Source organism: Sorangium sp. So ce367 (assembly GCF_051520455.1).
GTDB classification, from domain to species: domain Bacteria; phylum Myxococcota_A; class Polyangia; order Polyangiales; family Polyangiaceae; genus Sorangium; species Sorangium cellulosum_B.
In genome coordinates this window covers 5185843-5211674 of record NZ_CP150334.1, presented here as the reverse complement: position 1 = coordinate 5211674, position 25832 = coordinate 5185843, and the positions used below count along the sequence as shown (strand labels likewise).

At 72.4% G+C, this 25832-nt stretch carries 16 protein-coding genes and 3 tRNA genes; 10 read left to right on the top strand and 9 right to left on the bottom strand.

Annotated features, from left to right (window positions below):
* Positions 1–29: 29 nt before the first annotated feature.
* The 4 genes from greA to WME97_RS19820 are packed head-to-tail and all read left to right on the top strand — an operon-like array spanning position 30 to position 6603.
* Positions 30–506: a transcription elongation factor GreA gene (gene greA / locus WME97_RS19835; RefSeq protein WP_012236225.1), complete on the top strand. Its 477-nt coding sequence runs from the start codon at positions 30–32 to the stop codon at positions 504–506.
* The gene (locus WME97_RS19830) at positions 503–4015 is read left to right on the top strand and encodes a sulfatase-like hydrolase/transferase (protein ID WP_437553910.1); all 3513 of its coding nucleotides are present in this window, start codon (positions 503–505) and stop codon (positions 4013–4015) included. Before greA ends, WME97_RS19830 begins: the two co-directional genes overlap by 4 nt.
* Before the next feature lie 31 nt (positions 4016–4046).
* Positions 4047–5345 (top strand): hypothetical protein, encoded by a 1299-nt coding sequence (locus tag WME97_RS19825; RefSeq protein ID WP_437553908.1) that lies wholly within the window; start codon positions 4047–4049, stop codon positions 5343–5345.
* Entirely contained in the window at positions 5332–6603 is a 1272-nt protein-coding gene (locus tag WME97_RS19820) for an outer membrane protein assembly factor BamB family protein (RefSeq protein WP_437553906.1), read from the top strand. The genes WME97_RS19825 and WME97_RS19820 overlap by 14 nt, the downstream gene beginning before the upstream one ends.
* A 590-nt stretch (positions 6604–7193) precedes the next feature.
* Here WME97_RS19820 and WME97_RS19815 read toward each other — a convergent pair.
* Together WME97_RS19815 and WME97_RS19810 are read right to left on the bottom strand one after the other, a co-directional pair.
* Entirely contained in the window at positions 7194–7790 is a 597-nt protein-coding gene (locus WME97_RS19815; RefSeq protein ID WP_437553904.1) for a GNAT family N-acetyltransferase, read from the bottom strand.
* 73 nt (positions 7791–7863) lie between these two features.
* A complete protein-coding gene (locus tag WME97_RS19810) occupies positions 7864–9558 on the bottom strand; it encodes a hypothetical protein (protein ID WP_437553902.1) in 1695 nt (564 codons plus the stop codon).
* A 467-nt stretch (positions 9559–10025) separates the two neighbouring features.
* Here WME97_RS19810 and WME97_RS19805 point away from each other — a divergent pair, with 467 nt between their 5' ends.
* Complete coding sequence (locus tag WME97_RS19805) at positions 10026–11453, top strand: serine/threonine protein kinase (RefSeq protein ID WP_437553900.1); 1428 nt, start codon at positions 10026–10028, stop codon at positions 11451–11453.
* 23 nt (positions 11454–11476) lie between these two features.
* Here the strand turns inward: WME97_RS19805 and WME97_RS19800 are convergent, their stop codons facing one another.
* The 3 genes from WME97_RS19800 to WME97_RS19790 all read right to left on the bottom strand — a co-directional run bounded on the left by WME97_RS19800 (position 11477) and on the right by WME97_RS19790 (position 14599).
* The gene (locus WME97_RS19800; RefSeq protein WP_012236218.1) at positions 11477–12325 is read right to left on the bottom strand and encodes a hypothetical protein; all 849 of its coding nucleotides are present in this window, start codon (positions 12323–12325) and stop codon (positions 11477–11479) included.
* 166 nt (positions 12326–12491) lie between these two features.
* Positions 12492–13619, bottom strand: coding sequence for a carboxylate-amine ligase (locus tag WME97_RS19795; RefSeq protein ID WP_437553898.1), 1128 nt, complete (start codon positions 13617–13619; stop codon positions 12492–12494).
* Complete coding sequence (locus tag WME97_RS19790; RefSeq protein WP_437553896.1) at positions 13616–14599, bottom strand: ATP-grasp domain-containing protein; 984 nt, start codon at positions 14597–14599, stop codon at positions 13616–13618. The genes WME97_RS19795 and WME97_RS19790 overlap by 4 nt, the downstream gene beginning before the upstream one ends.
* Before the next feature lie 384 nt (positions 14600–14983).
* Here WME97_RS19790 and WME97_RS19785 point away from each other — a divergent pair.
* From WME97_RS19785 to WME97_RS19775, 3 genes are all read left to right on the top strand, one after another.
* Positions 14984–15055: transfer RNA gene (locus WME97_RS19785), tRNA-Val, on the top strand.
* A gap of 45 nt (positions 15056–15100) precedes the next feature.
* Positions 15101–15177, top strand: a tRNA-Asp gene (locus WME97_RS19780).
* Between the two features lie 165 nt (positions 15178–15342).
* Positions 15343–15419: transfer RNA gene (locus WME97_RS19775), tRNA-Asp, on the top strand.
* Positions 15420–15524: 105 nt separating this feature from the next.
* On the opposite strand, the gene WME97_RS19770 is transcribed toward WME97_RS19775, so the two are convergent.
* From WME97_RS19770 to WME97_RS19760, 3 genes are all read right to left on the bottom strand, one after another.
* Entirely contained in the window at positions 15525–17063 is a 1539-nt protein-coding gene (locus tag WME97_RS19770; protein WP_437553894.1) for a hypothetical protein, read from the bottom strand.
* 117 nt (positions 17064–17180) lie between these two features.
* Positions 17181–18542, bottom strand: coding sequence for a sugar transferase (locus tag WME97_RS19765; RefSeq protein WP_437553892.1), 1362 nt, complete (start codon positions 18540–18542; stop codon positions 17181–17183).
* Positions 18543–19000: 458 nt separating this feature from the next.
* Positions 19001–20452: a hypothetical protein gene (locus WME97_RS19760; protein WP_437553890.1), complete on the bottom strand. Its 1452-nt coding sequence runs from the start codon at positions 20450–20452 to the stop codon at positions 19001–19003.
* 350 nt (positions 20453–20802) lie between these two features.
* Between WME97_RS19760 and WME97_RS19755 the strand changes: the two genes are divergently transcribed.
* The gene (locus WME97_RS19755) at positions 20803–22101 is read left to right on the top strand and encodes a glycosyltransferase family 4 protein (protein WP_437553888.1); all 1299 of its coding nucleotides are present in this window, start codon (positions 20803–20805) and stop codon (positions 22099–22101) included.
* Between the two features lie 7 nt (positions 22102–22108).
* On the opposite strand, the gene WME97_RS19750 is transcribed toward WME97_RS19755, so the two are convergent.
* The gene (locus tag WME97_RS19750; RefSeq protein ID WP_437553886.1) at positions 22109–22717 is read right to left on the bottom strand and encodes a hypothetical protein; all 609 of its coding nucleotides are present in this window, start codon (positions 22715–22717) and stop codon (positions 22109–22111) included.
* A 553-nt stretch (positions 22718–23270) separates the two neighbouring features.
* Between WME97_RS19750 and WME97_RS19745 the strand changes: the two genes are divergently transcribed.
* A complete protein-coding gene (locus WME97_RS19745; protein WP_437553884.1) occupies positions 23271–25799 on the top strand; it encodes a hypothetical protein in 2529 nt (842 codons plus the stop codon).
* The last annotated feature ends 33 nt before the right edge of the window (positions 25800–25832 follow it).

The following is a 25832-nucleotide window of genomic DNA, read 5'->3' as shown; positions in this document are numbered from 1 at the left end:
GCCGGGAGCCATGCTAAAAGCGTCCCACCATGTCCGAGAAAGTACCGATGACGCCCGAGGGGCAAGCGCGGCTCCGCGAAGAGATGCGACGGCTGAAAGAGATCGACCTGCCGCAGGTCGTCAAGGACATCGGGACGGCCCGGGAGCACGGCGATCTCTCCGAGAACGCCGAGTACCACGCCGCCAAGGAGCGGCAGGGCATGATCGTCGCCCGCATCAGCTACCTCGAGCAGACGCTCTCGCGCGCCGAGGTGATCGATCCGTCGAAGCTGAGCGGCAGCAAGGTCCAGTTCGGCGCCAAGGTCAAGCTCGCGAACGTGGACACGGACGAGGAGCAGAGCTTCCAGATCGTCGGCCCCGAGGAGGCCGATCTCAAGGTCGGGCGCATCTCCATCGCCTCGCCGCTCGCGCGCGCGCTGCTCGGCCATGAGGTCGGCGAGGAGGTCCGCGTGAACATGCCCGCCGGGCCGCGCACGTACGAGATCCTCGAAGTCTCCTACGCATGACCGAGCGCAACGGGGCCGCTCCGATGCGCCCGCGGGGCCATGGGGGCGCCAGCCGGCCTCCTGGGGGGCCCGCGCCCTCCGGGCGGCCCCTCCTGGGGAGCCGGCCTGACACGACGGCCGCCGGGGAGGGGATCGCCGGCGTCGTGCCGGGGCCGGCCGGCCACCGGGCCCCGGCGGCGCCGCGCCCGCAGGCCGGGCCGGCGCGCCCGTCCACGCCGGCGCCCGCGCCGAGCCGTGCCACCTTCCCGAGCGGGAGCTCCGACGCGCCTCCGAGGAAGCTGGAGACGGAGATCGGGTGGCGCATGGCGGACGCCTACCTCGCGATCGCGGCGCTCGCGCTCGCCGAGCTCCTGGTCGTCGGCGTGTGGCGGTGGCGAGAGCTCCTAGGGCCCTACGAGCTCGGCCGCGCCCTGCGCGACCTCTTGCCGCTCGCGCTCTCGGCCGCGGCGCCGTGCGCCGCCGTCCTCGGCGCGGTGCTCGAGATCGTCATGCGCGCCGAGCGCAAGGCGTTCCGCGCCGCGGCCGCGCTGATCGCGGGCGCGTTCGGCGGCGCGGTGGCCTTCGGGGTCTCGACGGGGCGCATGCTCGAGGGCGGCCGGCGCGCGCCCTTCATCGCGGCGCTCGCCCTCGCCGCCGCCGCGGCGACGTTCGCTGCGGCGCCGCGCGCCGCGCGCGCCCTGAAGCGAGCGCGCGCCGCGGCCTCCGGCAGGTGGCTCCTGCTCGCGGCGATCTGCGCGATCGTCCTGCTCGAGGTCGCGAACGTGCGCGTCTTGCCGCGCCTCTACGCCGCCTTCCACCTGGGGCTCGCGGCGCTCACCCTCGCGGCGGCGACCTTCGCGACGCCGGCGCTGCCTGCGCGCGCGGCGCGCCTGGAGGACCTGCACGGCCGGCGCTCGCCCAGGCTGGTGCGCGCGGCGCTCGCGCTCGTCCTCTTCGCGTTCGGCGCGGCGCTCGCGCCCGGCGCCGCGGACAGGCTCGCGCTGGCGGACAACATCCGGCTGATCTACGCGACGCACAGCCCGCTGCTCGGCCACGTGGTCGAGCTCGCCGCTGTGCTGTCGCCGCCCGAGCCGCTCGACGCCGCGCCGCTCGACGAGCGCGCGAGCGGGCACGCCATCGATCTGCGGGGGCGCGACGTCGTGCTGATCAGCGTCGACGCCCTGCGCGCCGACCACGTGGGGGCGTACGGCTACGACAGGAAGATCACCCCGAACCTCGATCGCCTCGCGGCCGAGGGCGTGCGCTTCGACGCGGCGTACACGCCGACGCCGCACACGTCGTACGCGGTGTCGTCGCTCATGACGGGCAAGTACATCCGCCCGCTCGTGCTGCAAGGGCTCGGGGACGACTCCGAGACCTTCGCGCAGCACCTCCGCCGCTACGGCTACAAGACGGCGGGCTTCTATCCGCCGGCGGTGTTCTTCATCGACGGCGAGCGCTTCGGCGCGCTGCGCGACCGGGCGCTCGACTTCGAGTACCGGAAGGTCGAGTTCGCGAGCGCCCAGCTCCGGCTGGAGCAGGTGCGGGGCTACCTCGCCGGGCTCGGGCCGGAGCAGCGCGCGTTCATGTGGGTGCACCTCTTCGAGCCGCACGAGCCGTACGAGGCGCACCCGGAGCACCCGCTCGGCGACCGCGACATCGACCGCTACGACGCGGAGATCGCCGTGGCGGACGCGGGGGTGGGCGCGATCGTGGACGAGGTCCGCAAGCGGCGCCCGGACGCCGTCGTGATCGTCACCGCCGATCACGGCGAGGAGTTCGGCGAGCACGGCGGTCGCTACCACGGCACGACCGTGTACGAGGAGCAGGCGCGCGTGCCGCTCGTCGTGAGCGCGCCCGGCCTGCTCTCGCCGCGCGTGGTCCGGGCGCCCGTGCAGCTCGTCGATCTCCTGCCGACGGTGCTCGCGGGGCTCGGCATCCCGAGGCCGGCGCGCGTGCGCGGCGCCGACCTCGGGCCGCTGCTCGCCTCCGGCGACGAGGCGGCGGAGCAGGGCAAGGCGGCCCCGCCGGGCGGGCCGCCCTCGCTCCCGGGCTTCGCGTTCGCCGAGACGGACACGCAGACGCTGCTCGCCAAGGGCACGCTGCGGCTCGTCTGCGCGCGCAAGATCGGCGCGTGCGCGCTCTACGACGTGGCGACCGATCCGCGCCAGCAGGAAGACATCTCCGCGCTGCGCCCGGCGGAGCTCGGCGCGATGCGGTCGGAGCTGCGCGCGATCGAGGCGTCGCACGGGCGCTACGAGGTCCGCGGCCTCCGGCAGGAGGGCAAGGGCTGGCCCGACGCGCTCCGCCGCGGTATCGCGGGCGACGCCGACGCGGTCGTCGAGGTCGCGGCGCTGCTCGACGACGCGGACGTGGCCATCCGGCGCAAGGCGGGCGAGGTGCTGTTCGATCTGCGCCGCTCCGAGGCGGCGCCCTCGCTGCGCCTCGCGCTCGTGCGCGACGAGGACGACGAGGTGCGGCGCTGGGCGGCGCTCTCGCTCACGCGGCTCGGCGAGGGCGCGCCGCTCACCCGCGATCTCGTCGTCGATCGCGATCGCAAGTGGCGGCGCCTCGCGGCGCTCGCGCTGGCGGAGTCGGGCGATCGCCGCGGCGACGACGTGCTCGTGGCGTGGCTGCGGCAGGTGGTCCGCGGCCCCGAGCAGGACGGCGGCGCCGACGCGGGCGAGGTGACCTCGTTCGAGCGGGCGCGCGAGATCGTGGACGCGCTCGCCAAGATCCGGGTGAAGGCGGCGCTGCCGCCGCTCATCGCGGCGCTCGGCGACGTGCGGCTCCGCCCGTACGCCGCGGCCGCGCTCGCGGCGATCGGCGAGGACGCCGCGCGGCCGGCGCTCGCGGAGCGGCTGAGCCAGGAGCCGTACCAGACCGCGCGGGTCGCGATCGCGGAGGCCCTCGTGAAGCTCGGCGCCGGACCCGAGCTCCGGGCGCCGCTCCTGCGCATGCTCGGCACGCCCGATCCGCTGCCGGGGGGGCTCGGGTTCGCGCTCCGGGCCGACATCCTCGACCTGCTCGGCGGGCCGCGCGAGCGCGATCTCGGCCGCCTGCGCCGCTTCGCGAAGAGCGGGGTGGGCCTCGGCGTCGTGATCCCGAAGGCCGGCAACGGCAAGGGCGTGCGCGTCCTCTGCCGCGCGCGGACCGACGACGGCCGCCCCGGCGAGGTGCGGTTCGGCAGGCCCACGCGTGGCTGGCGCCCGCCGAAGCGGGACGGCGCGTCGCTCGTCCCGGCCAGCGCGCCGGAGCTCGATCCGGAGCGCGCGGTCACGCTCGCGATCCCGCCGGGGAGCGAGCCGACCGAGGCGTTCGCGACGCTGCCGCCCGCGGCGGGCGCTCAGGCCGGCAATTACGGCGATTTCGTGGTGTACGCGACCCAGAACGTCGAGGTGTCCGCGTGCGCCGTCGTCCCGCTCAGCGACGAGATCCCGCCCCCGCCGCCTGCGCCCTGGTCGCCCGAGGAGGCCGGGGCGCCGCCGCGCTCGGACGACGAAGCGCCCGCCGCTCACCGGCCAGATTGACGCCGCAGGCCGCGAGACTAGAGTCCGCCGCGTGTCGGACAAGGACCGAGAGCAGGCCGAAGAGAAATCCGCGCGGAGCGACGGCGATGTCGCCACGCGGAGCGATGGCGACGAGGACGGGGCGGCGGAGGCGGCCCCGGCGAGGCCGCCGCGCGGCGCTCCGGTGAAGGACGCCGGCGGCGACGACGACGGCGACGGCGAGGCCGCGCAGCGCGTGGCCGAGGCGCTCGGCGTCGGCGAGGCGGAGGAGGCTCCCGCGCCGGAGGCGGCGGGCGAAGAGGCGGCCGAGGCGGCGCCGAACCGCGCGGCCCGCCGCCGCGACGAGGCCACCACGCGCCGTCGCAAGAAGAAGGCGACCGGCGAGGAGCTGCCCAAGGACAAGAACGCCCGCGCGAAGGAGCTGCTCGCTCGCCGCAGGGAGCAGGCCGAGGGGCGCCGCCCGGTCCAGCTGTTGCCGGGCGAGATGGTCGAGGACGCGCTCAGCCGGATGAGCAGCGGCGCTGGCCGGTGGATCAAGGCGAACTTCCACATCCTCCAGTGGGGCGCGCTGGCGGCGATCGTCGCGACCGGCGGCGTGCTGTTCTACCTGTCGCGGGCCGAGAAGAAGGACGCCGTCTCTTCGTCGGCGCTCGTCTCGGCCGTCGCCGCGGACCGGGGCAGGGTGCTCGCCGAGGACACGCGCACCGAGGAGGAGAAGGAGCTCGACGTCACGAGGACCTTCAAGACCGCGGACGAGCGATCGGCCACCGCGCTCGCCGAGTACAACAAGGTCATCGACGAGCACGCCGGCACCGGGGCGGCGACGCTGGCGAAGCTCGGGCAGGCCGGGGTGCTGCTCGACAAGAAGGACTACGCGCACGCGCTGGACGCGTACAGCGTCGTGGTCTCGTCGCCGCTGGCCGGGGCCGATCCCGACGTGAAGGGGCGCGCCATCGAGGGCATCGCCTTCGCCCGGGAGGGCAAGGGTGATCTCGACGGCGCGCTCGCGTCGTTCAAGGAGCTCGAGGCGATCGACATGAAGGGCTACAAGGAGCTCGCGCTGTACCACCAGGCGCGGCTCCACCTGGCCAAGGGCGACACCGACAAGGCGAAGGAGCTGCTGAAGAGCGCGCACGAGAAGCTCCAGGCGCCGTCGACGGAGGGCCGCCCGTTCCAGTTCCTCGAGGCGGTCGTCGAGGAGATGCTGCGCAAGATCGATCCGGCCGCCGTGCCGCCTCGCGCCGCGTTCGGCGGTCCGAAGGGCCAGTCGATGACGCCGGAGGAGATCGAGCAGCTGCTCCGCCGGGCGCGTGAGAACGCGGAGAAGAAGGCGGGCGATGCGCCGCAATAGCCGCGCAGCGGGCGTCGCGCTCGTCTGGCTGGGGCTCGCGTCGCTGAGCGGCTGCGGCAACCTGGGCGTCGCAGCGGCGCCCGACGCGCCGCTCTGGCTCCACCACCCGGGCGGCGCCCTCGGCATCACCATGCGCCGCGAGCTCACCGCCGAGACGCGCAAGGTCGGCGAGGCCTACGAGCGCGGCCGCCCCGAGATCGACGTGGCGCACCGGCGCGTCTTCGTCGGATCGAGCGATCACGGGCTGTACGCGCTGCGCGCGGACACGAGCGACGTCCTCTGGCGCTTCGAGACGCTCGGCCCGGTGCAGTGCGAGCCGCTCTACGACGCCGCGTCGGACACGGTCTATTTCGGCTCGGACGATGGCGCGCTCTACAAGGTGCGCGCGTCCGACGGCGCGCTGCTCTACCGCTTCATGACCAACGCGAGGGTCGCGCGGCGGCCGGTGTTGCGCGACGGCGTGCTCTACGTGACGAACTCGAACGACACGCTGATCGCGCTCGACGCGGCGACGGGGGCGATGCGCTGGCACCAGCACAGGACGCCGGCGGGCGGGATGGAGATCTCCGGGCACGCGGGGCCGGCGCTCGGCCGGGACAAGGTCTACACCGCGTTCTCGGACGGGGTCGTGATGGCCTACGACCTCAAGGACGGGTCCGAGCAGTGGGCGCTCGTCGACCTGGCTGCCGAGGCCGAGCAGAGCGCGGGCGGCCAGACGCCGAAGTACCTCGACACGGACACCACGCCGGTCCTCGGGAAGATCGCCTCGGGCGATGTGGTCTTCGTGGCGGGTTACGCGGGCGGGGTCTTCGCGCTCGACGCAGAGAACGGGACCCGGGCCTGGATGAACGAGGCGGCGGTCGGCGTGACCGAGCTCCTCCTGTGGGAGCAGCCTGCGCACCAGCCTCGGAGCGGAGGCGGTCCGATCGTGCCCGCGCGGAAGGTGCTGCTTGCGTCCTCCGGCATGACCGGCCTGTGGGCGCTCGATCCGGAGGATGGCCGCACGATCTGGCGCCGGGACCTGCCTGACGGCGGCATCTCGGCCCCCGTGCCGTTCTCGGGGGCGCTGCTGGTGACGACCACGCGCTACGGGATCTTCCTGTTCTCTCCGCTGGACGGGGCCGTGATCGACGGGATCGAGACCGGCGGCGGCATCGCGATGACGCCGGCGGCGTACGGCCGGCGCGCGTTCGTCCTGACGAACGGCGGCTCGCTGCTGAGCCTCGACGTCGAGACGCCCCCGGTTCCGAAGGGCTGAACACACGTACAGATTGAGGCGCGGCGGCTCGATGCTGGCGGGCCGAAGGGCGCGCTCGGCGTTGCGGACGACGCCTTGAGGCGCGCGGCGGGGCTCCGGAGTGGTGCCTCCGGCCAGGTCTCGTGGCGGGCAGAGCCAGGGGTGGCGGCCGACCGTCCGTGGGCGAGGCCGACCGACCCAGGTTGCGGCGACCGGTGCGGCCGACCCAGGTTGCCGCGGGCGAGGCCGACCGACCGACCCAGGTTGCGGTGCGGCCGACCCAGGTTGCCGCGCGGGCGAGGCCGACCGACCCAGGTTGCGGCGACGGCGGCGACCGCGACCGCCGCGGGATGCGGCCCGATCGGCCCTCAGGTGCATGGATTTGCTCGTGAAATCGAGCCGGGCTCCCCTGCCGGCCGCACCGGTCTTGGATCGCATAAGAAACATTATGTCAACTCGCGCGTCCGGGCGGGTTTGGGGACCCCACGGCTGGCGCGGGCGCAGCCAGGCGAACCCCGGCCGGGCCGTCGCGCGCTTCTGCAACCGCGCCCCTTCGCCCGGGCGCCCGCCGGCCCACGGCGGCACCGAGCGAACGGTCCGCCCGGCCGGGATCAGCTCTCGCTGCGCTCGTCGCCCCCGTCGCCCTCGTCCAGCGCTTCAGGGCGTTGCGGCGGGATGGCCGCCCACAGGATGACCTCGCCGGCTCGGGCCGGCGGGCTCCCGGAGGCCTCCTGCTCGCTCCACCACGCGCGGACCTTCGCCGGCGCGCCCTCGCCGAGCGGCTGGAAGCCCTTCTTCTCGTAGAAAGCCTGGGCCCCGCTCGCCTTCGCCCTGGAGCGCACCACGACCTGCTCCATGCCGAGCTCGCGCGCTCGATCCTGGAGATCCGCGAGCAGCCGCGTCCCGATGCCGCCTCGCTGGTGGTCCGGGTGCACCGAGAGCTCCTCCAGGACTGCGACCCCGGGCGCCTCGTCGCGCCACGCCAGGTAGCCGGCTACCTCGTCGTCCGCCTCCGCCACGCGCACGTCGTGTCGCCGTGTCAGCGCGGCGAGATCGGCGAGCGTCCGCGCCTCGATCTCCGCCGCCCCAGGGCCAGCCTCGCGCTGCGTCGCCGTACAGGCCTGCTCCAGCGCTACGAGCGCCGGCAGCTGGGCCTCCTGCAGTCCTGTCACGCGGATCCGCTTCGGGGCTGTCCGTTCGTCATGCATCCCCCGAGGCTACCGTCGATGCGCGGGATTGCCCCACTTCTTGCCGAACGTGTCCCCGCGGCGCCGCGGCAGCTCAGCTGCGCAGCTGGAGCAGCCGCGCGATCGTCTCGCCGTCCCCGGGGCTCAGCGGGACGAGGATCCCGAGCGCTGCGCCCCGGGGCGGAGCGTTCCTTCCGTCCATCGGGACGAGCCGGAGCTCCCCGGCGCTCGAGATGCCGATCACCGCGATCCGCAGCGCCGGCAGCGGCTCGATCTGCGACGCGGGCAGCCGCGGCGGTGGCGCCTGCCATTCCCCTTCGTACGGCGGATCGCTCCACGACGAGTCCTCCGACGAGCCCCCACGATCGTCCGTGGCGTCTCCCTGCGACCAGGACGCCGCATCTTCCGCGCGCTGCCCCTGCGCCGCGTCCGAGGGCTCCCCTGCCAAGGTCGGGTCGCCCTGATGATCCGCAGAGGCGATGCCGGCGTCGGCTTCATCCGGCTCGGCCTCGGTCCAGTCGGCGCGGTCGTCGGACGCGTGGTCCGCCTCCGGTGCGGCCGCGGGCGGCTGGCCGTCGCCCGCCAGCTGCTCCAGGGCGAGCATCGGCGTCTCCTCGTCCAGATCCTCGATCCGGAGCTCCATCAGCACCCGCTGCTCCTGCGGGGTCAGGGGGCGGCGCGCGGTGCCCTCATCGTCCGAGCTCGGCCAGAGCCCCGGGCGCCGCTCGGTCGCCTCCTGCGAAGAGCCCGCGCCGAGCGGGACCGCCGGCCGCCGCGCCAACGCTGCGGCCATGGCCGTCGGCGTCGGCACCGTCGCGCGCTGATCGGCCGGAGGATCCGCGTCGGCCGGCAGCTGCTCCCCGCTGGCACTCTCGCGCGCGGCGTCCGACGCGCCCTGCCCCGGCTCCTGGCCAGCGAGCGCCCCCGCGGCCGGGAGCTTGACCGCCGGGACCTCCTCGGTCACCGCGGTGGTCGACGACACCCTCCCGTGGGGCGACGCCGCGAAGCCGGTGATCGCACGCGCGTTCGCCGGGACAGCGCGGCCAGGCGATCCGGCCGCACCCGGCGGGGCGCCGGTCTTCGTCGCCGCGGCAGGGCGCGCCGGGAGCCCTGCCGCGTGGCTTGGCGTGCGCGCCGCGGGCGACAGCTGGGTCGGGGTCACCTCGCGCAGGGCCGCTGCGCTCACCGGCGCAGGGGCGCGCCCCGGCACCACCGACGCCGGCCGGCCCGGCCCCGCCGCGGGCCTGGGCACGGCGCCGTCGCGGAACATCGCCGCCGCGGACGGGATCGGCCCTGTCGGCGCATCGCCGGCGGGCGCGCGGACCGAAGGCGCCCGCATCGCGGCGGGCGGCGCGCTCGTGCCCGCGCCGCCGCGCTCGGCTCGTCCTGCGTCCACGCCCGGCGGGTGCGACGGTCGCGCCAATGCCCCCGGCGCGCTCGGCCTGGGCGGCGCCGCGCTCGCCGTCGCGGGAGGCGCGCCGGACGCCTGGGGAGGCGCGCTCGCGGCCGCATTCGGCGGCGCGCTCGCGGTCGTGGGCTGCGAGGCCGTGGCCGTATCCGCATCGAGCGCCGCGATCTTCTGCGCCACCTCCGCGGCGGCCTTGAAGAGCTCGAGGGCGCGCAGGTCGGCGTTGGCATCCGAGGCCTGCTCCGCGGCGCGGCGCAGCCATTTCAGGGCCTCGTCGCGCTCCCCGCGCCCCCACAGCGCGGTCGCGGTCGACAGCGCCCAGTGCACGTCTTCGTTGTCTTCGTCGTGAGGCGGCGGGATCGGGCGCAAATTGGCTTCCATGAGGCCTCGTCGAGCAGGTCGCTCACCGTGTATCACGACTCCAGCGCCCGCGTCTTCAACGCGAGCTGGCGCACTTTTCGCACCTTTGCGCGCACTTTTACACGCGTCTTTACACGCAACGAATCATTCCCTTTCGCCGCGCTCGGTTCCCATCGGTTCCCATCGGTTCCGATCTCCTCGCGCGCCACGTCGATCGCCCCGGCCGCGCTCGCCGCGTCCGCATCTTCGGGCCGCGCTCGCCTACCCTCCGCTGCGATGCGTCCCTCCGAGGCGCCTTCGCCCCCGAGCTTGAGGTCGGTATACGCTTCGTGGCACCCTGGCTTTGCGGGACCTCCTTCGTGACGTGCAGGCGCGATGGCGCTGCGTCGCTCCGGCAGACGTCGAGGCTACGGGCCTCCACGAACGTAACGGTGGCACTCGAGCCCTACCCCTCCAAACTCCGCCTCCCCATCTAGTAGGACCACCGCGTGCAGATCCTGTCGGACCTCAAGCCTGGAGACACGCTGGGCCGCTACGAGCTCCTCATGCCGGTCGCCCGTGGAGGGATGGCGGCCGTCTGGGCGGCGCGCCTCGTGGGATCCCGCGGCTTCCAGAAGATCGTCGCCATCAAGACGATGCTGCCGGAGTTCGGCGACGACCCGGCCTTCGAGGCCATGTTCCTCGACGAGGCGCGGCTCGCGTCCCGCATCCGGCACCCCCACGCGGTCGAGATCGTCGAGCTCGGCGACGAGAACGGCGTGCTCTACATCGTCATGGAGTGGGTCGACGGCGACACGATCGCCTCGCTGAACAAGCAGGTGAAATCGACCGGCGGCGTCCCCCTGCCGATCCTCCTGCGCATCGCCTCGAGCATCTGCGCCGGCCTGCACGCCGCGCACGAGCTGCGCGACGACGAGGGCAGGCTCGTCGACCTCGTGCACCGCGACATCTCCCCGCAGAACGTGATGGTGTCGTTCGACGGCATCGTGAAGATCGTCGACTTCGGCGTCGCCAAGGCCACGGGCCGCCTGCACGAGACGCACGTCGCCGGCCAGCTCAAGGGCAAGATCCCGTACCTCTCGCCGGAGCAGCTCACGTCGGGCAAGGTCGATCGGCGCGCCGACATCTTCTCGCTCGGGGTCCTCCTCTACACGACCCTCAGCGGCTACCACCCGTTCCGCGGCAAGACCGACGCGAAGACGATGGAGAACATCATTCGCTTCGCCCCCGTCCCCATCCGCGAGCTCGTGCCGGACATCCCCTTCGATCTCGCGCTGGCGATCGAGCGCGCGCTGGCCAAGGATCCGGCGGACCGCTGGAGCGACTGCGCGTCGTTCCAGCGAACGCTCGACCAGATCGCGATCTCTCTCGGCACCCCGGTCACGGAGGGCGACGTCGGCCGCTTCGTCCGCGAGACGCTCGGGGACGCCGTGACCGAGCGCCGGAAGAAGCTCGCGACGGCGATCCAGCTCGCGGACAGCCGCTTGTCGGCGCGGGGGGAGCTCCGCGCCACGTCCGGGCGGCGAGGCGAGCCGCGCAGCAGCAAGCGGCCGCCCGCCGGGAACACGCCGCTGCCGGCCACGTTCGCCGGCATCCTCCCCGTCTCTCTCGACGAGCCGCCGCCCAAGTCCTCCTTCCCGCCGCCCTCCAGCCGCAAGCTGCCGGTCAAGTCCGCGCCTCCGGCCCTGATGACGCCGGCGCCCCGCCGACGGCGGCGGTGGCCCCGCCGCATCTTCCTGGCCCTGGTCGTGGTCCTGCTGCTCGTCTCGGGGGCGGCGCTCGCCGCCCGCGCGGGCCTCCTGCCCGTGCCCGGCGAGGTCCACGACGCCCTTCGCGACGTGCGCGCGCTCCTTCGCGGCGCGCGCGAGCTGCTCCGCGGCGTCCTCGAGCGGCTGAGCGCGCTCCTCGCGGACTAGCGCGGACTAGCTCCGCGCGGCCGTCACTTGATGCCGGCGGACGGCTCCGGCAGGCAGACGCCGAGCGCGCAGAGCAGCAGGTTGACGTCGCCTGCGGCGCAGTACACCTGCCGCGCGCAGTAGTCGTCGTAACCGCAGAGCTGATGGCAGGACGCCTCGTTCCCGAGCGCCCCGGTGAACGTCATGCAGGACCAGCCGCTCGACAGCCAGAGCCCCTCGGGCCGCTTCGTGTCGAAGAGGCACGCGTCGGCGCGCGTCTCCGGGTCGAACACCTCCGCGGTGCAGGCGTCGCCTCCGGACAGCTTGCCCCGCGCGGCGGACATCGTGTTGAGCAGGTAGGTCACGTCGCACGCCTGATCCGAGGCCGAGTCCCGCGCGATCCGGGCGCGCAGCTCGTCCTTCCTCGCCGCGTAGGATCGGACCGCGCGGATCGCGCCCGTGACCTGGTTGTTCCCGCCGTCGGGCTTCGTCCCTTCGGCGAGCGCCGCCAGCACCTTCTCGACCAGCTGCTCCGTCTCCGGATCGGCGCCCGCGGAGCCGTCCTTCGCGTAGCCGAGCCGGATGGTCGAGGGCGGCGTGCGCGACGTGCACGGCTTCGCGTGCGCCCAGAGCTCCTCGCTCACGATGGGCGGCCGCTTGGTGAGCGGCTGCTTGCAGACGCCCACCGATCCGGGAGGCAGCGAGCCGGAGGCCCGCGGCGTCGGCTGCCCAGGACCTTCGTTGACGTACTCGGTCGACGCGCAACCCGCGGCGCCCGCGGTGACGGACAGCGCGAGCAGCCAGCCCACCGAGAGAGCTGCGACGCAGCGATGCGGAGCGTTTCCCACGGCCGCACGGTAGCAGAGCCGGAGCGCGAGCAGAAATTCTCGCACGGAGGCGCGCCTCGGCCGGCGGCCGCCTCTCGATGCACCCTGCCCTTCCCGCCGCCCCTGCCCCGCCGAGCGCCTCCGCGGGAGCCGCCCGCGGCCGGGAGGAGGGCTCCTCCCGGCGCGCGGCCTCCCCACGTCGCCCACGGCGTCCTCCGCCGCCGGGCAGCTCTTACAGGCCCAGGCTCGACTGCTCGATCAGGTCGTCGACCACGGCGTGGAAGCTCTTCGTCCTGGCGTAGACCGCGAGCTGGCGATCCGCGCTCGTCCCTTCGTGGAGGATCCTCCGGATCCGCTCGAGCTCGCCCTGCGATCCGAAGATCTCCGCCGACTCCTGCACGAACTCGAGGAGCTCGCCCACGAGGTGGCGGACAGGGACCTGCTCCTGCTTCCCGAAGTCGATGAGCTGCCCGTCGAGGCCGTAGCGCACGGCGCGCCACTTGTTCTCCTCGATGAGCTCCTGCCGGTACTCGCGGAACCCGAGGTTGCGCCGGTAGAGGAGGTAGAGCTTGCCCATGACGGCCTGGACGAGCGCGGCCAGCGCCACGGTGTCGTCGAGGCGCGTGGTCATGTCGCAGATCCTCACCTCGACCGTGTCGAAGAACGGGTGCGGGCGGACGTCCCACCAGATCTTCTTCGCGTTGTCGATGCAGCCCGTCTTCACGAGCAGATCGACGAAGCGCTGGAAGTGGCCGTACGACTCGAAGAGCCCCGGGATCCCGGTGCGCGGGAAGCGCTTGAAGATCTCGCTGCGCGTGCTCTTCAGCCCCGAGGGGCGGCCGAGCCAGAACGGCGAGCTCGTGGAGAGCGCGAGGATGTGCGGCAGGAAGTAGCGGACCTGGTTCGCGAGGGCCATCGCCACCTCGCGGTCCTTGACGCCGACGTGGACGTGCAGCCCGAAGATGAGGTTGGCGCGGGCGACGTCCTGCAGGTCCTCCACGATGCACCGGTAGCGCTCGCCGTCGGTGATGTCCTGCTTCTTCCAGTCGCTGAACGGGTGCGTCCCGGCCGCGACGATCCGCATCCCCCCTCGCCGCGCGAGCGCGTTCAGGCTGCCGCGCAGCTCGACGAGCTCTCCCCTCGCCTGCCGGATGTCCCGGCACACGCCGGTGCCCGTCTCCACGACCGACTGGTGCATCTCCGGGCGGGCCCGGCCGCGCAAGAGCTCGTGGCCCGGCCCCCCCTCGAGCAGCTGGCTCACGTACGACCGCAGCTCGCGCGTCTCCGCGTCGACGATCTGGAACTCCTCCTCGATGCCCAGCGTGAACTGGCCGTCGAGGAGCCCCTCGACGTCGGTCATGACGAGGCCCCGAGCCGGACCTTCCCCACGGAGGGCCGGACGAGCCTCGACCACGCGTAGCCGTCCCTCGTCCGCCGGTCGCCCCTCGAGCACTCCACGGCGAACGCGACCATCCAGTCGACGGCGATGTTGAAGTACCGCTCCCGCAGGTGCTCGATGTGCATGTCCGGCGCCGGGTTCGTGAAATCGATCGCGTACGGGACGCCATCGCGGATCGCGAACTCGATCGAGTTCATGTCGTAGCCGAGCGCCTTGTTGATCTTGATCGCGTCCTCGATGACGCGGTCGTGCAGCGCCTTCGGGAGCCACCGCTCGTCCTCGTGCTGCACGTAGCAGCCGCGGAGCCCCGTGGGGCCGATCGCCCTGGGGTCGTACTGGATCGGGAGGACGCGATCCTTCCCGACGCAGATGCAGCGGACGTAGTCGTCGAAGTCGATGAACTCCTGCAGGGTCATGACGTTCTGCCCCGAGGCGTTGTAGGCGGCGAGCAGCTCCTCCTGGCTCCGCACCACCGACACGTCCTTCCACCCGCCGCCGTCCGCGGGCTTGAGGATGGCCGGGAAGCGCACGTAGTCGATGATCGCCTCCCAGTTGAGCGGATACTCGAGGTTGCGGAGGCTGCGTTCCTTGACGATCGCCGGGATGTAGTCGCGCTGGGGCAGCATGACGGTGCGCGGCGTCGCGATGCCGATCTGCGACGCCAGCGAGTAGCCGAAGAACTTGTCGTCCGCGCTCCACCAGAACGGGTCGTTGATCACGTACGCCCCGCCGAGCGCGGCGGCCTTCAGGTAGAAGCGGTAGTGCTTCACCTCCTGGCTGATCCGGTCGATGAGCACCCGGTACGGGCTCTCGAACCGCTCGGGTGTCCCGCCGAGCTTCGCGATCTCCGCCCGGACGCCCGGAATCTTGTTGCACCTCTCGAGGAAGGCCTGAGGGAACGACTGTTCCCAGCCGACGAGGATGCCGATCTTCTCCGCCATACGTTGCTTGCTCCTCCACTACGCGTACACGCGGCTGGCGCCGCTGACGCACAGCGTAGCGCGGACACATGGGAATTTTACGCTGGAAGTGTGTCGATGAGTCAGGTTGTCACACGGTCCAACAGCTCTGTTCGCACGTCTGCCGGGCGCGTTCGTGACAGCGCTTGCCATCGCAGCAAACGAGCGACGCGAGGCGCGGGCGCGGCGCGGCACGGATCGCGAGGGCGGAGGCCGGGGGCGGGCCCGCGTGACGGCGGGCGGCGCGTGGCGAACGCCACGGAGATCCAGGGGCAGGCGCGGGCTCGATCAGCCAGGGACGGAGGCCGCGAGAAATAAATCTTGACGGACTCCGTTCGGCGAGTACAGTCGCGCACCTCTCCGACGGGGCGGGTAGCTCAGCGGCAGAGCGTCGGCCTTACAAGCCGATGGTCGCAGGTTCGACCCCTGTCCCGCCCACTTCCTGGGTTCAGGGGCCTGGGTGATCTGTAGTGATGTCAGTCTGGGGTGGTAGTTAAGTTGGTTATAACGCCGGCCTGTCACGCCGGAGGCCGCGGGTTCGAGTCCCGTCCACCCCGCCAGCTTTCTTCCCTGTCATCAGAGTCGATGCTCGCCTGAGCCTCCCTCGGTTGGCTTGCATCGCTCGGTGCATGCCAGGCGAGGAGGTTGGCTCATGGCGAGCTTGCTCATGGGAAGCAAAGCCGAGCTGGCTCGGCGCTCGCTGAGCGATCGTATCCCTGACATCTGGGGTGGTAGTTAAGTTGGTTATAACGCCGGCCTGTCACGCCGGAGGCCGCGGGTTCGAGTCCCGTCCACCCCGCCAACGCTTCTTGAATCGCCGCCGCGCCGCCGTCCGCCGTCGCACTTCTGACAGGCCGGGCGCTTCGGGCGTGGCGCGCGTGGCGCGCAGCGCGCACGGCATCGCGCTTCAGTCGCCGCGCTGCGAGAGCGTGAGCAGCGCCTTGACCTTCGCGTACGAGATGTAGGGGTTGTCCTCGGCGCCCCCGAGATCATCGGCGTCCTCGCCCGTGCCCTGGGCCCGCACCGGGATCCAGAGATAGTCCGGGTGGAGCTCCTTGCCGTTGACCCCGTTCACGATCGAGGGGTTCTTGATCCACTCGCCGCCCAGGATGGTGAGGTTCTCGTCGAGCTCCAGCACGTAGTGCAGCTCCGACACGGAGAGCGGCACGGTGCGCTGCTCGGGCGGCGTGAGCAGCGTCTCGCCGGTGACCGAGTCGGAGATCATCCAGAAGCGCGCGGCGACGCGGACGAAGCGCGTCGCGCCCGGGTTGAACCTGTAATTGTAGCAGTCGGCGCCCGCATATGCGCCGCCGCACAGGAGCCGCGCGGCCTGCCGGACGTCCACCTCCTCGATGACATCGATCGAGAACTGCTTCACGGGGAAGCTCCACACCTCGACGTCCCAGGTGTGGTCGACGATGAACATGAGCTTCTGTCGCTGGGTCGAGTCGCCGTGGAGCGGCTTTGCTCCGACCCCGAGCAGCCCGGTCATGGCCACGTGCATCGTGGCCGGGTTCAGGTCGCGGCAGGCGGGGTCGACGGGCCTGCCGTAGACGTCGCGCATCGTCCGATCCGCCCGTGTCTCGCAGCGGCGCCCCGAGAAGGTCACCGAGTCGCTGAAGTAGAGCTCGCTCATCAGCGCCTCGATGTCCGCCATGCGGAACAGGACGCAGCCGGTCTCCGCCGCGGCGCACTCGGTCACCTTCGCGCCGGAGAGCTTCACCCGGACGTCGCGGCGCGGCCCGGCCCCCTCGGCGGCGACGTAGGCCGACCACCCGTTGCAGTGCCCCCACCAGTACTCCGGGTAGACACCCTGGTAGAGCCCGTGATGCTGTAGCTCCCAGCGCGTGGCCGGGCCGGCCACGACCACCGTCGGCTGGATATACGGAGGATTGCGCAGGTAGGGAGGCCTCCTCAGGTCATCCATGCTCCACGAGGCGATGGCCCCGAGCGTCTCCATCTGCCCCGAGTGGAACAGGACATCGTATTTCTCGACGGGAGAGATGTTGTCCGGGTCGGAGATCCGGTCGGAGTAGTTCTTGTTGGCCGAGTTCCAGCGATCGGCGATGCCGTTCTGCCGCTGCGGCCACCAGTTCGAGGCGAACGCGGTCGACTGCGCCTCGCCTTCCCGGAGCGTCGAGTTGAGCTGGAGCAGGGAGCCCCGGAGCTCGGGGTGCAGGTGCGAGGGCAGGTTGGCGCCGTCGAGCGCCTCGCGGCCGCCGGTTCGAGGGATGAGGAGCTGGTGCGCGCCGCCGAGGATCTGGCCGGTCTCGGGCGAGAAGCCGAGCACATACGGCAGCTCTCCACCTTCCATGAAGCGGAAGGCCGAGACGTTCAGGCTGCTCGCCGCGACGGCGACGCTCTCTCCCGGCGCCGGGTCGAGCTCCGCGCAGCCCTGGACCAGAAGCACCGAGCTCACGACGCTCGCCCTCATCCACGTCTTCATCGCCGACCCCCCCGGAGACCGACGCCCGCCGATCCCTCGCGCGTGCTCTGCAGAGGGCGCGCCACCGAGCCCGGCGGTAAAGAGCGCAGCCATTGCACGGCGCGGCGGCCGGACGATTCACCGTGCGCCGATGCGCCAGAGCACGACCTTCACGGTGTCGATGAGGATGGAGATATCGAACCAGAGCGAGAAGCTCTTCATATAATAGAGATCATACTGGAGCTTCTCCAGCGCGTCCTCGGCGGACGCGCCGTAACGGCAGCGCACCTGTGCGTGCCCCGTCACTCCCGGCTTCACGAAGAGCCGCTGCCGGAAGAAGGGGATTTGCTTCTCCAGAGCGGCGATGAACTCGGGGCGCTCGGGCCGCGGGCCCACCATGCTCATCTCGCCGACGAGCACATTCCAGAGCTGCGGCAGCTCGTCGAGCCGCGTCTTCCGGATGAAGCGCCCGACGCGGGTCACGCGCGGATCGTTCTCCGTCGCCCACGCCGCCCCGTCCTTCTCGGCGTCGGTCCTCATCGAGCGGAACTTGTGGATCCTGAACGGCTTCCCGAGAGCGCCTGTCCGGATCTGCGAATAGAGCGCCGGCCCCCTGGAGTCGAGCTTCACGAGGGCGGCCGTGAGCGCCATCAGCGGAAGCGCGAGGACGAGCCCGGCGGTCGCGCACGCGACGTCGAAGATCCGCTTCGCGATCCGCGTCCGCCGCCGCACGCTGAACCCGTGAGAGAAGATGATCTGGCTCGGCTTCAGCTCGCGCACGCAGATCTTGCCGGTCACGCGCTCGTAGAAATCCATGCCCTCCTCGATCTCGACGCCGCGGAGCTTCAGATCGAGCAGCTCTTCCAGCGGGAAGGCGGCGCGGCGATCGGACGTCGCCACGATCACCGCCGCGACGCCGCGCTGCTCGACGAGGCGGCGGAGGTCACGGTACCTCCCCGCGATCTCGGCCTCGTCGATCGGCTCCTCGTCTCGGACGAGCCGGCCGGCGAGGCGCAGCCCGAGGACCTGTCCATCCTTCCGGATGAGGGCCGCGCACGAGCGGGCGAGCTCGCCTGAGCCCAGCACGACCGCGCGCTTGGAGAAGCTCTCGCTCCTCATCACCCGATCACACGCCGCGCGCCACGCGGGGAGCACGAGCGCCGCCGCCCCGAGCGACGTCAGGATCACCCGGTCGCTGATCTCCGCGTCCGGCACGAGCCAGAACGCGAGCCACAGCACGGCCGCCGCCAGGCCGAGCGCCCGGAACGTCGTCAGGACCAGCGCCCGTGCCCTGGGAGGCTCGGGCCCGTAGAGGCCGTGATAGTAGAGCGACACCAGCGCAACCAACGAGATGCTCGCTGTCCGTCCGAAGCGCTCCCCATCGAGCATGTGCTCCCAGCCCACGAGCACGCCCGGCGCGCAGCACACCAGGAGCGAGAGCAGGCTGGCCTCGACAAACCACACCATCGCCCGGCGCGGCGACCGGAACAGCTCCAGCATCGTCCCTCCACTCGTCGGCCCCGGGCGGTCGCACATCACGGCGCGTCGCCTCTGACGGGGCACCTACGGTTGTAGTTGAACCTACACTAGAGCAGACCGGGGCAGATCGCCAGATGCCTCCGACGAATCTCATTTCATGACGGCGGACTGAGCCGCCGCGCGCGAGGCCGGGCCCGGCGAAATTGGCGCGTTTGCGGCCGGGTCGCGGCGATGACGTGCGACCTGTCGTGGGGAGTCGCGGCGCGAGAACGCCAGCGACGGATTGCCTACGTCGAGTCCTTAGCGTCACGTGGACCGAGGCTGAGCCGCCGCGCGCCACGCGCCGCGCGCCACGCGCCACGCCAGCCACGCGCGCGCCGCCCGGTGCACGGTCGTCTCGCCGGCTCTCCGGCGGCTGAGCCGTCGCGCGGGTGGGCGCGCCGCCCCCTGCGGGGGAGCGATTGGCGTGTCGAGGGGGCTTATCGCGCGTCGCGCGTCGCGCGCGGGCCGGCTTGCGCGGCGCGCGCGGGTGGGGCCTCGCCGGAGGTGTCGCCGCCGCCGTCGGGCTCGCGGCCTGGCTCGGGCGCCTGCCAGCGGCCGGAGGGCATCCCCTGGATCATCGCGCCGCGGCGCTCGTCGTCCCATGCGCCGTCGGGATCGCGGCGGAGCGTCCGGTGTCGATCCGTCGATAGCGTCCCCGAGATCCCGGCGCTGACGATGCTCCTCAGCGAGCCGCCGGCCTCACCTGCGCTCGGCGCCGGATCGAGCGCGGCGCGCATGTACTCCAGATCGACGCCGCCGCTCAGCGCGAGCCCGCGCCAGAGGGGATAGGAGATCTCCGCGCCCGCGAGCGCGGTGGTCGTGGACACCGACCCTTCCCTGGAGGGCGCCGCCGCGCCGGGGGTGAGGTGGAGCGGCGGATTGGCGGCGACGGGGGCGCTGCCGGTCGAGAAGCGGGCGACCCCGGTCACGATGAGGTCCCGGGTCGCGCCGCCCCGGGCGGGCCGAAAGCTCGCTTCGAGGGACGCCTCGTGCTCGTGTCCGAATCCGATCCTCGGCCCGAGCGACGTGTAGGCATAGGCATAACCCGCCGTCAGCCGATAGCGCTCCTCCACGTAGGTGAGCCCGAGCCGCGCCGCCGGCGAGATCACGGCGTCGCGCGACGACAGCACCGGAGGCGGGCTCGCGACGGTCACGCCGCCGGCGACGCGCGTCGAGAGGTTCCGCGTGAGCTCGTGAGACTCGGAGAGGAGCGCGGCGCCGGCGTGGACGCGGGCCGCGCCGCGCGTGAGATCGGTGTCGAGCAGCGCGTGATGGTACCGGGTGACCTCGTACCGGAGCTCGGGTGTGAGCGTGTCCTGCGCGCCGAGGTCGAACGAGGTGCTCACCTCGGCGCGCCCCGTGTGCGCGTCGATCCCGACCGCGGCAGGGTCGTCCGCCGAGAGCGCGCCCGCCTGCTCGTAGCCGACGCCGACGCGCACCGAGGAGCGCCGCGACGCCGTGATGGAGAGGGCCGGCGCGGCGGAGAGCGTGTATTGCAGGCGATCGCCGGACAGGAACGGATCGCGCGCGGCGAGCGCGTCGTCGGCGCGCACGCCGAGGCGCGTCGCGAGGTAGCCGGCCGCGGCCATGGAGAGATCCGTGAGCGGCGAGAGCGCCCAGCCCGCTCCCCCGCCGAGCCGCGCCGAGGCGCTGTCGGAGGGCGTGAGTCGAGCCGGGTCGAGCGAGACCTGGAATACCCGCTCGTAGCTTCCATCGACGCTCACTCCATAACGAGACACCTCGCCCCGGAGAGAGCCCTCGAGCGAGCCAACGACGCCAGCCATCAGCGCTCCCGAGCCCACGTCCCCGACGTTCGACGCCACGCTCTGCTCCAGCGCCGCCCGCGCCGTCACGTCGGAGTCCCACATCGGCAAGACGAACGAGAACACGCGCCCCCTCGCTGTCGAGCGGCAAGCCCCGCGGCACGGAGCGACCCGAATCGGCCGCCCTCCCCTCCCCGGCAGCACGCCCGGCGCCCGGAGCGTCCCACGTTCGACGATGTTTGCAACATTACAAATCTGGCCTCGGCGTGCGCGTGCGCGTGCCATCGCGTGCAGCGCGTGCAGCGCGTGCAGCGCGAGGGGCTGCGCGGCGCCGCCGGGGACGCTCTGGAGAGCGGGCCAGGCCGTGCAATGCGCGCGCTCGCGGTGTGGACGTGCGCCGACAGGGCAGGACGTACCCCGAAGTCCATCGCTGCCCCGCTGAGGGCGGACCCATCGAATGTAACAAATATTACACCATGAAGTCTGGTGTGAACGTGGGCATGAAGGAGGCGGGCTGGCCGAGGCCGCTGCGCGTCCTCTGGGTGACGCGCATCTTTCCGAACCGGGTTGAGCCGCTGTCGTGCGCGTTCCAGCGTCAGCAGCTCGCGGCACTGTCGCGCCGGTGCGCTGTGGAGGTGCTCGCGGCGATCCCGTACCACCCGGGCGTATCGCTCCTGGGCGATCGCACACGCCCGGGCCGGCTGGTGGCGGTGCCCGCGCGCGACGAGATCGACGGCGTCCCGGTGGTCCACGCGCGCGCGCCGTACCTCCCCGGGGCGGGCCGGGTGCTGGCGCCCGTGAACGCGCCGCTCTACCTGGCGGGGCTCCTGCCGTACGTCCCGCGGCTGCGGGGGCGGTTCGACGTCGTGCTGGGGGCGTGGCTCTACCCCGACGCCTGCGCCGCGGCGCTGCTCGCCCGGATGCTCGGCCTCCCTTATGCGGTGAAGGCCCACGGCACGGACGTGAACGTCGTGGCGCGCTGGCGCTCGGTGCGGCCGCTCGTCGGCAGCGCGCTCCGGTCCGCCGCATGCGCCATCGGGGTGAGCCGGCCGATGGTCGAGGCGCTCGTGGCGCTCGGCGCGCCGAAGGAGCGCGCCGTCCTCGTCCGCAACGGGGTCGACCGCGCGCTCTTCCGCCCTGCCGACCGGCGCGCTGCCCGGCGCGAGCTCGGGCTCCCCGCGCGCGGGCGCATCGTCACCTTCGTCGGGCACGTCAGCCGGGAGAAGGGGATCCACGAGCTACTGCGCGCGTTCGAGGCGCTCGGCAGCGACGGCCGCGACGGAAGCGAGCCTGTCCATCTCGTGATCGTCGGCGACGGTCCGGAGCGGGCTGCGGTCGAGCAGGCCGCCGCGCAGCGCGATCGCGAGCGCGCGCCCGCCGATCTGAGCGAGGGGCGCGGCCGGATCATCGCGGTCGGGGCGAGGCCGCTCGCCGCGGTTGCCCGCCACCTCGCCGCGACGGATCTCCTGGCGCTTCCGAGCTGGGCGGAAGGAACGCCGAACGTGGTGCTCGAGGCGCTCGCGGCTGCGCGTCCTGTGGTGGCCACGCGCGTCGGGGGCATCCCGGACGTGGTGACGCCGGGGCGCACCGGCCTCCTCGTCCCGTCGCGCGACGCCGCGGCGCTCGGCCGGGCGCTCCGCGAGGCGCTCGCGCGAGCGTGGGACGAGGACGCGTTCGCCGAGGCGGCGCCGCCGTCGTGGGAGGAGAGCGCCGAGGCGCTGCAGCGGCTGCTCGCGCGGGCGGCGTTCGGGGACGACGGGCGGGCCGCCGCCTAAGGGCGGATCACCACGAGATCGACCAGGTGCACCGCGGCGCCCCGCGGTGCCTGCAGGCCGTGTGCTCGACCGCGCTGCGCCGGCTGCCTAGGAGCGCGAGTCCCGCCTCGACCCAGCCCGAGATGCCATGGCCGCACATGTAGAGCGGCAGGCCGCCGCCCGAGAGCGTGGCCCTCCCCGCGGCGTCGCCGGTGGCCGTCACGCTGAAGTCGCCGTACTTGAAGTAGGTCTTGTACATGAGGCCGAAGCGCTTGAAGAGCACCGACGGCGAGCCCACCACCGCCATCGTCTTGTAGGTCGTCGTCAGGTCCTTCCGGGCGATCTCCGCGCCCAAGAGGCGCATCTTCTCCATCCTGCCGCCGAAGAGCCCATGCAGGAGCGCGCAGTCGATCTCGAGGAGCGGCGCCATGTCGTGCCAGGCCAGAGGCATTGGCGGATCGTCGAGGTAGCGGGCCGCCTGCGGCGAGAGCCGACGGCTCAGATCCGCCACGGCCCGCTCGCCATAGCTCTGCCGCAGGGCCTCGGCGCGGGAGCCGATCAGGGTGCCCTTCACGAGATTCCCCTCGCGCAGGACCCGAGGATCGCCAAGGAACTGGGAGGAGTCTGGCGTCGGCATGCTGCAGAGCGCTCCTATCTTCGCCCAGTATAGCGACAGATCCGCGCGGAGGTGTGGCGGATTCGCGTCATGTGCCCTCGATCCTCGATGCGCGTGTCGTCCGAGGTTCCGAGGTGTCCGAGTCTTCCGGGGCCGCGGACGAGCGCGGAGGCGAGGGCTCACTCCGCTCGGTATTTCGATTGCGCTCGCTATTTCGACGTCGCCGCCGTGCTGCCCCACGAAGCGCGAGCGCCACCCCGGCCGCGATGACGTCGCCTCACCAGGTGAATGGTATGCAGTATTACCACCGACGCGGCGTGCATTGGCGCCGTCCTCCGCCGGTCCAGCACAGGGAGGAAGCGCGCGTCTCGGCCCGAGGGTTGATGAGGTCGCCACGCGCGAGCCGCTCGGCGGCGCCGTCGATGTTGGCCATGTGACACGGACGCACACCGCTCATTCCTCGTGACGCGCGGCGCGCGGCGCGCACGCAAGTACTCGGCACGACGCGTGCTGTTCAGCGTGGGTCAACGCTGGCCGGCGCGGCTGTTCGCGCCCAGCGATACCGAGAACCAGCATGCGACCGATTCACCACATCCTCACCGCCGCGGCGCTCTCTCTGGGCCTTGTCGGGGCGCCGGTGCGCGCCACCGCGCAGCCTGTCACCGGTCACCCGCGACTCTGGCTCACGAACGAACACCTCCCGAGGCTGCGCGGATGGGCCGCGGACAGCCGAAACCGCATGTACACGGAAGCCATGTTGCCCGCGCTCCGGGGCGCGATCGCAGCTTACGAAGGCCGGTTCTACCCGAATGGACGGCCGAACCCGACGTGGCCGGACGGCGGCACCAACGCCTACGAGCAGTATCCGACCGAGGCGTATGCCGAGTTTTTCGCGTTCATGTCGCTCATCGACGCCGACGTCACGGCCCGCCCCACCCACGCCGTCAGGGCGCGCAACCTCTTGATGGTTGCCATCGAGGAGGCGAGCAAGGGGAGAGCCGACGGCCAGCCCTTCCGCCGCCCGGGGTTCGCGACCGGCGATCGCTCGCGCTGGTGGGGTGAAGGGTTCCCGCTGACGGTCGATTGGATCTATGACGCGACCGACAGCGGCGGCCGTCCGGTGCTCTCCGCCGGCGATAAGGCCAAGATACGGCAGGTCTTCCTCAGGTGGATTGACGACAACCTCCACGCCTCGACGGCGGGCAACGAGCACCCCCACCCCGTCGGCGTCATGAACGATCCGGCGCTGCTCCGCGATCCGCTCCAGCTCAGGTGGGCTGCGAACAACTTCTATCTCGGCCATCTGCGCCAGGTCACGCTGATGTCGCTCTCGATGGACGACGCGGACGACCCGCCGCTCGATCCGAGCGCGCCGGCGGGGGCGCTCGGCAACACGCTGCGCAGCTATCGCGCGCACGCGACGGGCGCGTGGCTCTACCAGGCCTTTGCCGTCTTCGAGGCCTCCGAGACCGCGGCCAAGCAGCTCGGGGTCCCGTCCGACGGGCTCGGCGTGGCCAGCGGCGGCCTGCCCGTGGAGGGCTTTCTCTACGGCGGCGGCGTCGCGACCCTCCACCACGCGCTGCTCGGGCTCTATACGGCCGGCTACGGCACCCAGGCCCAGTCAGGGCCTCAGATCGGGCTTCTGCGCAGCGGATACTGGGACCGCTTCACGGACGGGTTCCTGCACTCGATCGCGCCGGGCCCGGTCACGTACCCGTCGAGGCGCGATCTCGGGCCGGTCTACGAGATGGCGAACTACGGCGACGCGCTGCAGGTCTGGGTCGAGCCGCGCTTCGCGGAGCTGTTCGGCTCGCTGGGCGTCTACGACCAGCTCACGGGCAACACCGCGCGCTTGCAGAGGTCGCGCTGGATCGTGGCCAACACGATCGCGGGCGGCGCGCCCGAGCTCTACGCGCGTACGTCCAAGATCTGGGGATCGCCCGCCCCGAGCCGGGCGATCCTGAGCTTCATGCTCTTCGACCCGGCCGCGCCGCTCCCGGCGGATCCTCGCCCGGCGATGCCCACCGCCTTCTTCGAGCGGGCGCAGGGACGCGGCTCCCTCCGCGCGCGCTCGGACTGGACGGCGGGCGCGACGTGGTTCACCTGGCGGTGCGGCTGGGTGACCATCAACCACCAGATCGGCGATTGCAATCAGATCGAGCTCTACCGGAAGGGAGAGTGGCTGACGAAGGAGCACACGAGTTACTCGAACAACCTGATCGGGGCCACGACCGACTACCACAACACCCTCTCCCTGCAGAACGACAAGCCGTCGAATATGCGCTGGTTCGAGAAGGAGATCGTCGCGCGAGGGGGCCAGTGGCGCGAGGGGCGCGCCGCCGGCGATCCGATCACGCGCATGACCCGGGGCGCCGGCTACGTGTTCGCCGAGGGGATAGCGACGGATCTGTACAACACCCGCGAGAACGTCTGGACGCCCACGGACGCCGCCCGCGACATCGTCCATGCGAGCCGGTCGGTCGTCTGGCTGCAGCCGGATCACGTGGTCGTCTACGACCGCGCGACGTCGCGCACCGCCGGCCGGTTCAAGCGGTTCAACCTGATGACCACCTCGGCGCCGCGGATCGCCGGCCGGACGGCGAGCGCCGTGACCCCGCGGGGGCAGACGCTGTTCATCCAGAGCCTCTTGCCGCGGAGCGCCCGCATGGCGGCCGTGCCGGTCGAGAACGTCGAGAAGCCGGCGGCGATGGAGCCGACGACCCACCGCCTCGTCGTGGAGGACCAGACCGCTCCGACGGACGTCCGCTTCCTGCACGTGCTGCAAGGCGCGGACGCGGGCGCGGCGATGGATGCGGCGACGCGGATCGACAGCGCGCAGGGCTCCGGCTTCGACGGCGCGCTCGTGGCAGGCACGGTCGTCCTCTTCCGCTCGGATCTGCGCTCGGAACCGCGAGCGAGCTCGGGGCCGCTGTCCTATCAGGTGCCTCGCGCGACGCGCCGGCACGTGATCACCGGTCTCCTGCCGAAGGCCGGCTACGACGCGGCCGTCGTCTCCCGGGAGCCGGAGCTCGCGATCCGCATCACGCCGGGCGGGCGCTACAGGACGGACGACTCGGGCGTGCTCTCGTTCGACACGCCGTAGCGCGCGGCGCGGTTCTCGGCGCGGACGGCGCCG

Coding starts and splice junctions, on each gene's coding strand:
- WME97_RS19755 (WP_437553888.1), top strand. CDS start 20,803: ATGAAGTCTGGTGTGAACGTGGGCATGAAGGAGGCGGGCTGGCCGAGG.
- WME97_RS19820 (WP_437553906.1), top strand. CDS start 5,332: ATGCGCCGCAATAGCCGCGCAGCGGGCGTCGCGCTCGTCTGGCTGGGG.
- WME97_RS19745 (WP_437553884.1), top strand. CDS start 23,271: ATGCGACCGATTCACCACATCCTCACCGCCGCGGCGCTCTCTCTGGGC.
- greA (WP_012236225.1), top strand. CDS start 30: ATGTCCGAGAAAGTACCGATGACGCCCGAGGGGCAAGCGCGGCTCCGC.
- WME97_RS19815 (WP_437553904.1), bottom strand. CDS start 7,790: ATGCATGACGAACGGACAGCCCCGAAGCGGATCCGCGTGACAGGACTG.
- WME97_RS19790 (WP_437553896.1), bottom strand. CDS start 14,599: ATGGCGGAGAAGATCGGCATCCTCGTCGGCTGGGAACAGTCGTTCCCT.
- WME97_RS19810 (WP_437553902.1), bottom strand. CDS start 9,558: ATGGAAGCCAATTTGCGCCCGATCCCGCCGCCTCACGACGAAGACAAC.
- WME97_RS19765 (WP_437553892.1), bottom strand. CDS start 18,542: ATGCTGGAGCTGTTCCGGTCGCCGCGCCGGGCGATGGTGTGGTTTGTC.
- WME97_RS19830 (WP_437553910.1), top strand. CDS start 503: ATGACCGAGCGCAACGGGGCCGCTCCGATGCGCCCGCGGGGCCATGGG.
- WME97_RS19795 (WP_437553898.1), bottom strand. CDS start 13,619: ATGACCGACGTCGAGGGGCTCCTCGACGGCCAGTTCACGCTGGGCATC.
- WME97_RS19770 (WP_437553894.1), bottom strand. CDS start 17,063: ATGAAGACGTGGATGAGGGCGAGCGTCGTGAGCTCGGTGCTTCTGGTC.
- WME97_RS19750 (WP_437553886.1), bottom strand. CDS start 22,717: ATGCCGACGCCAGACTCCTCCCAGTTCCTTGGCGATCCTCGGGTCCTG.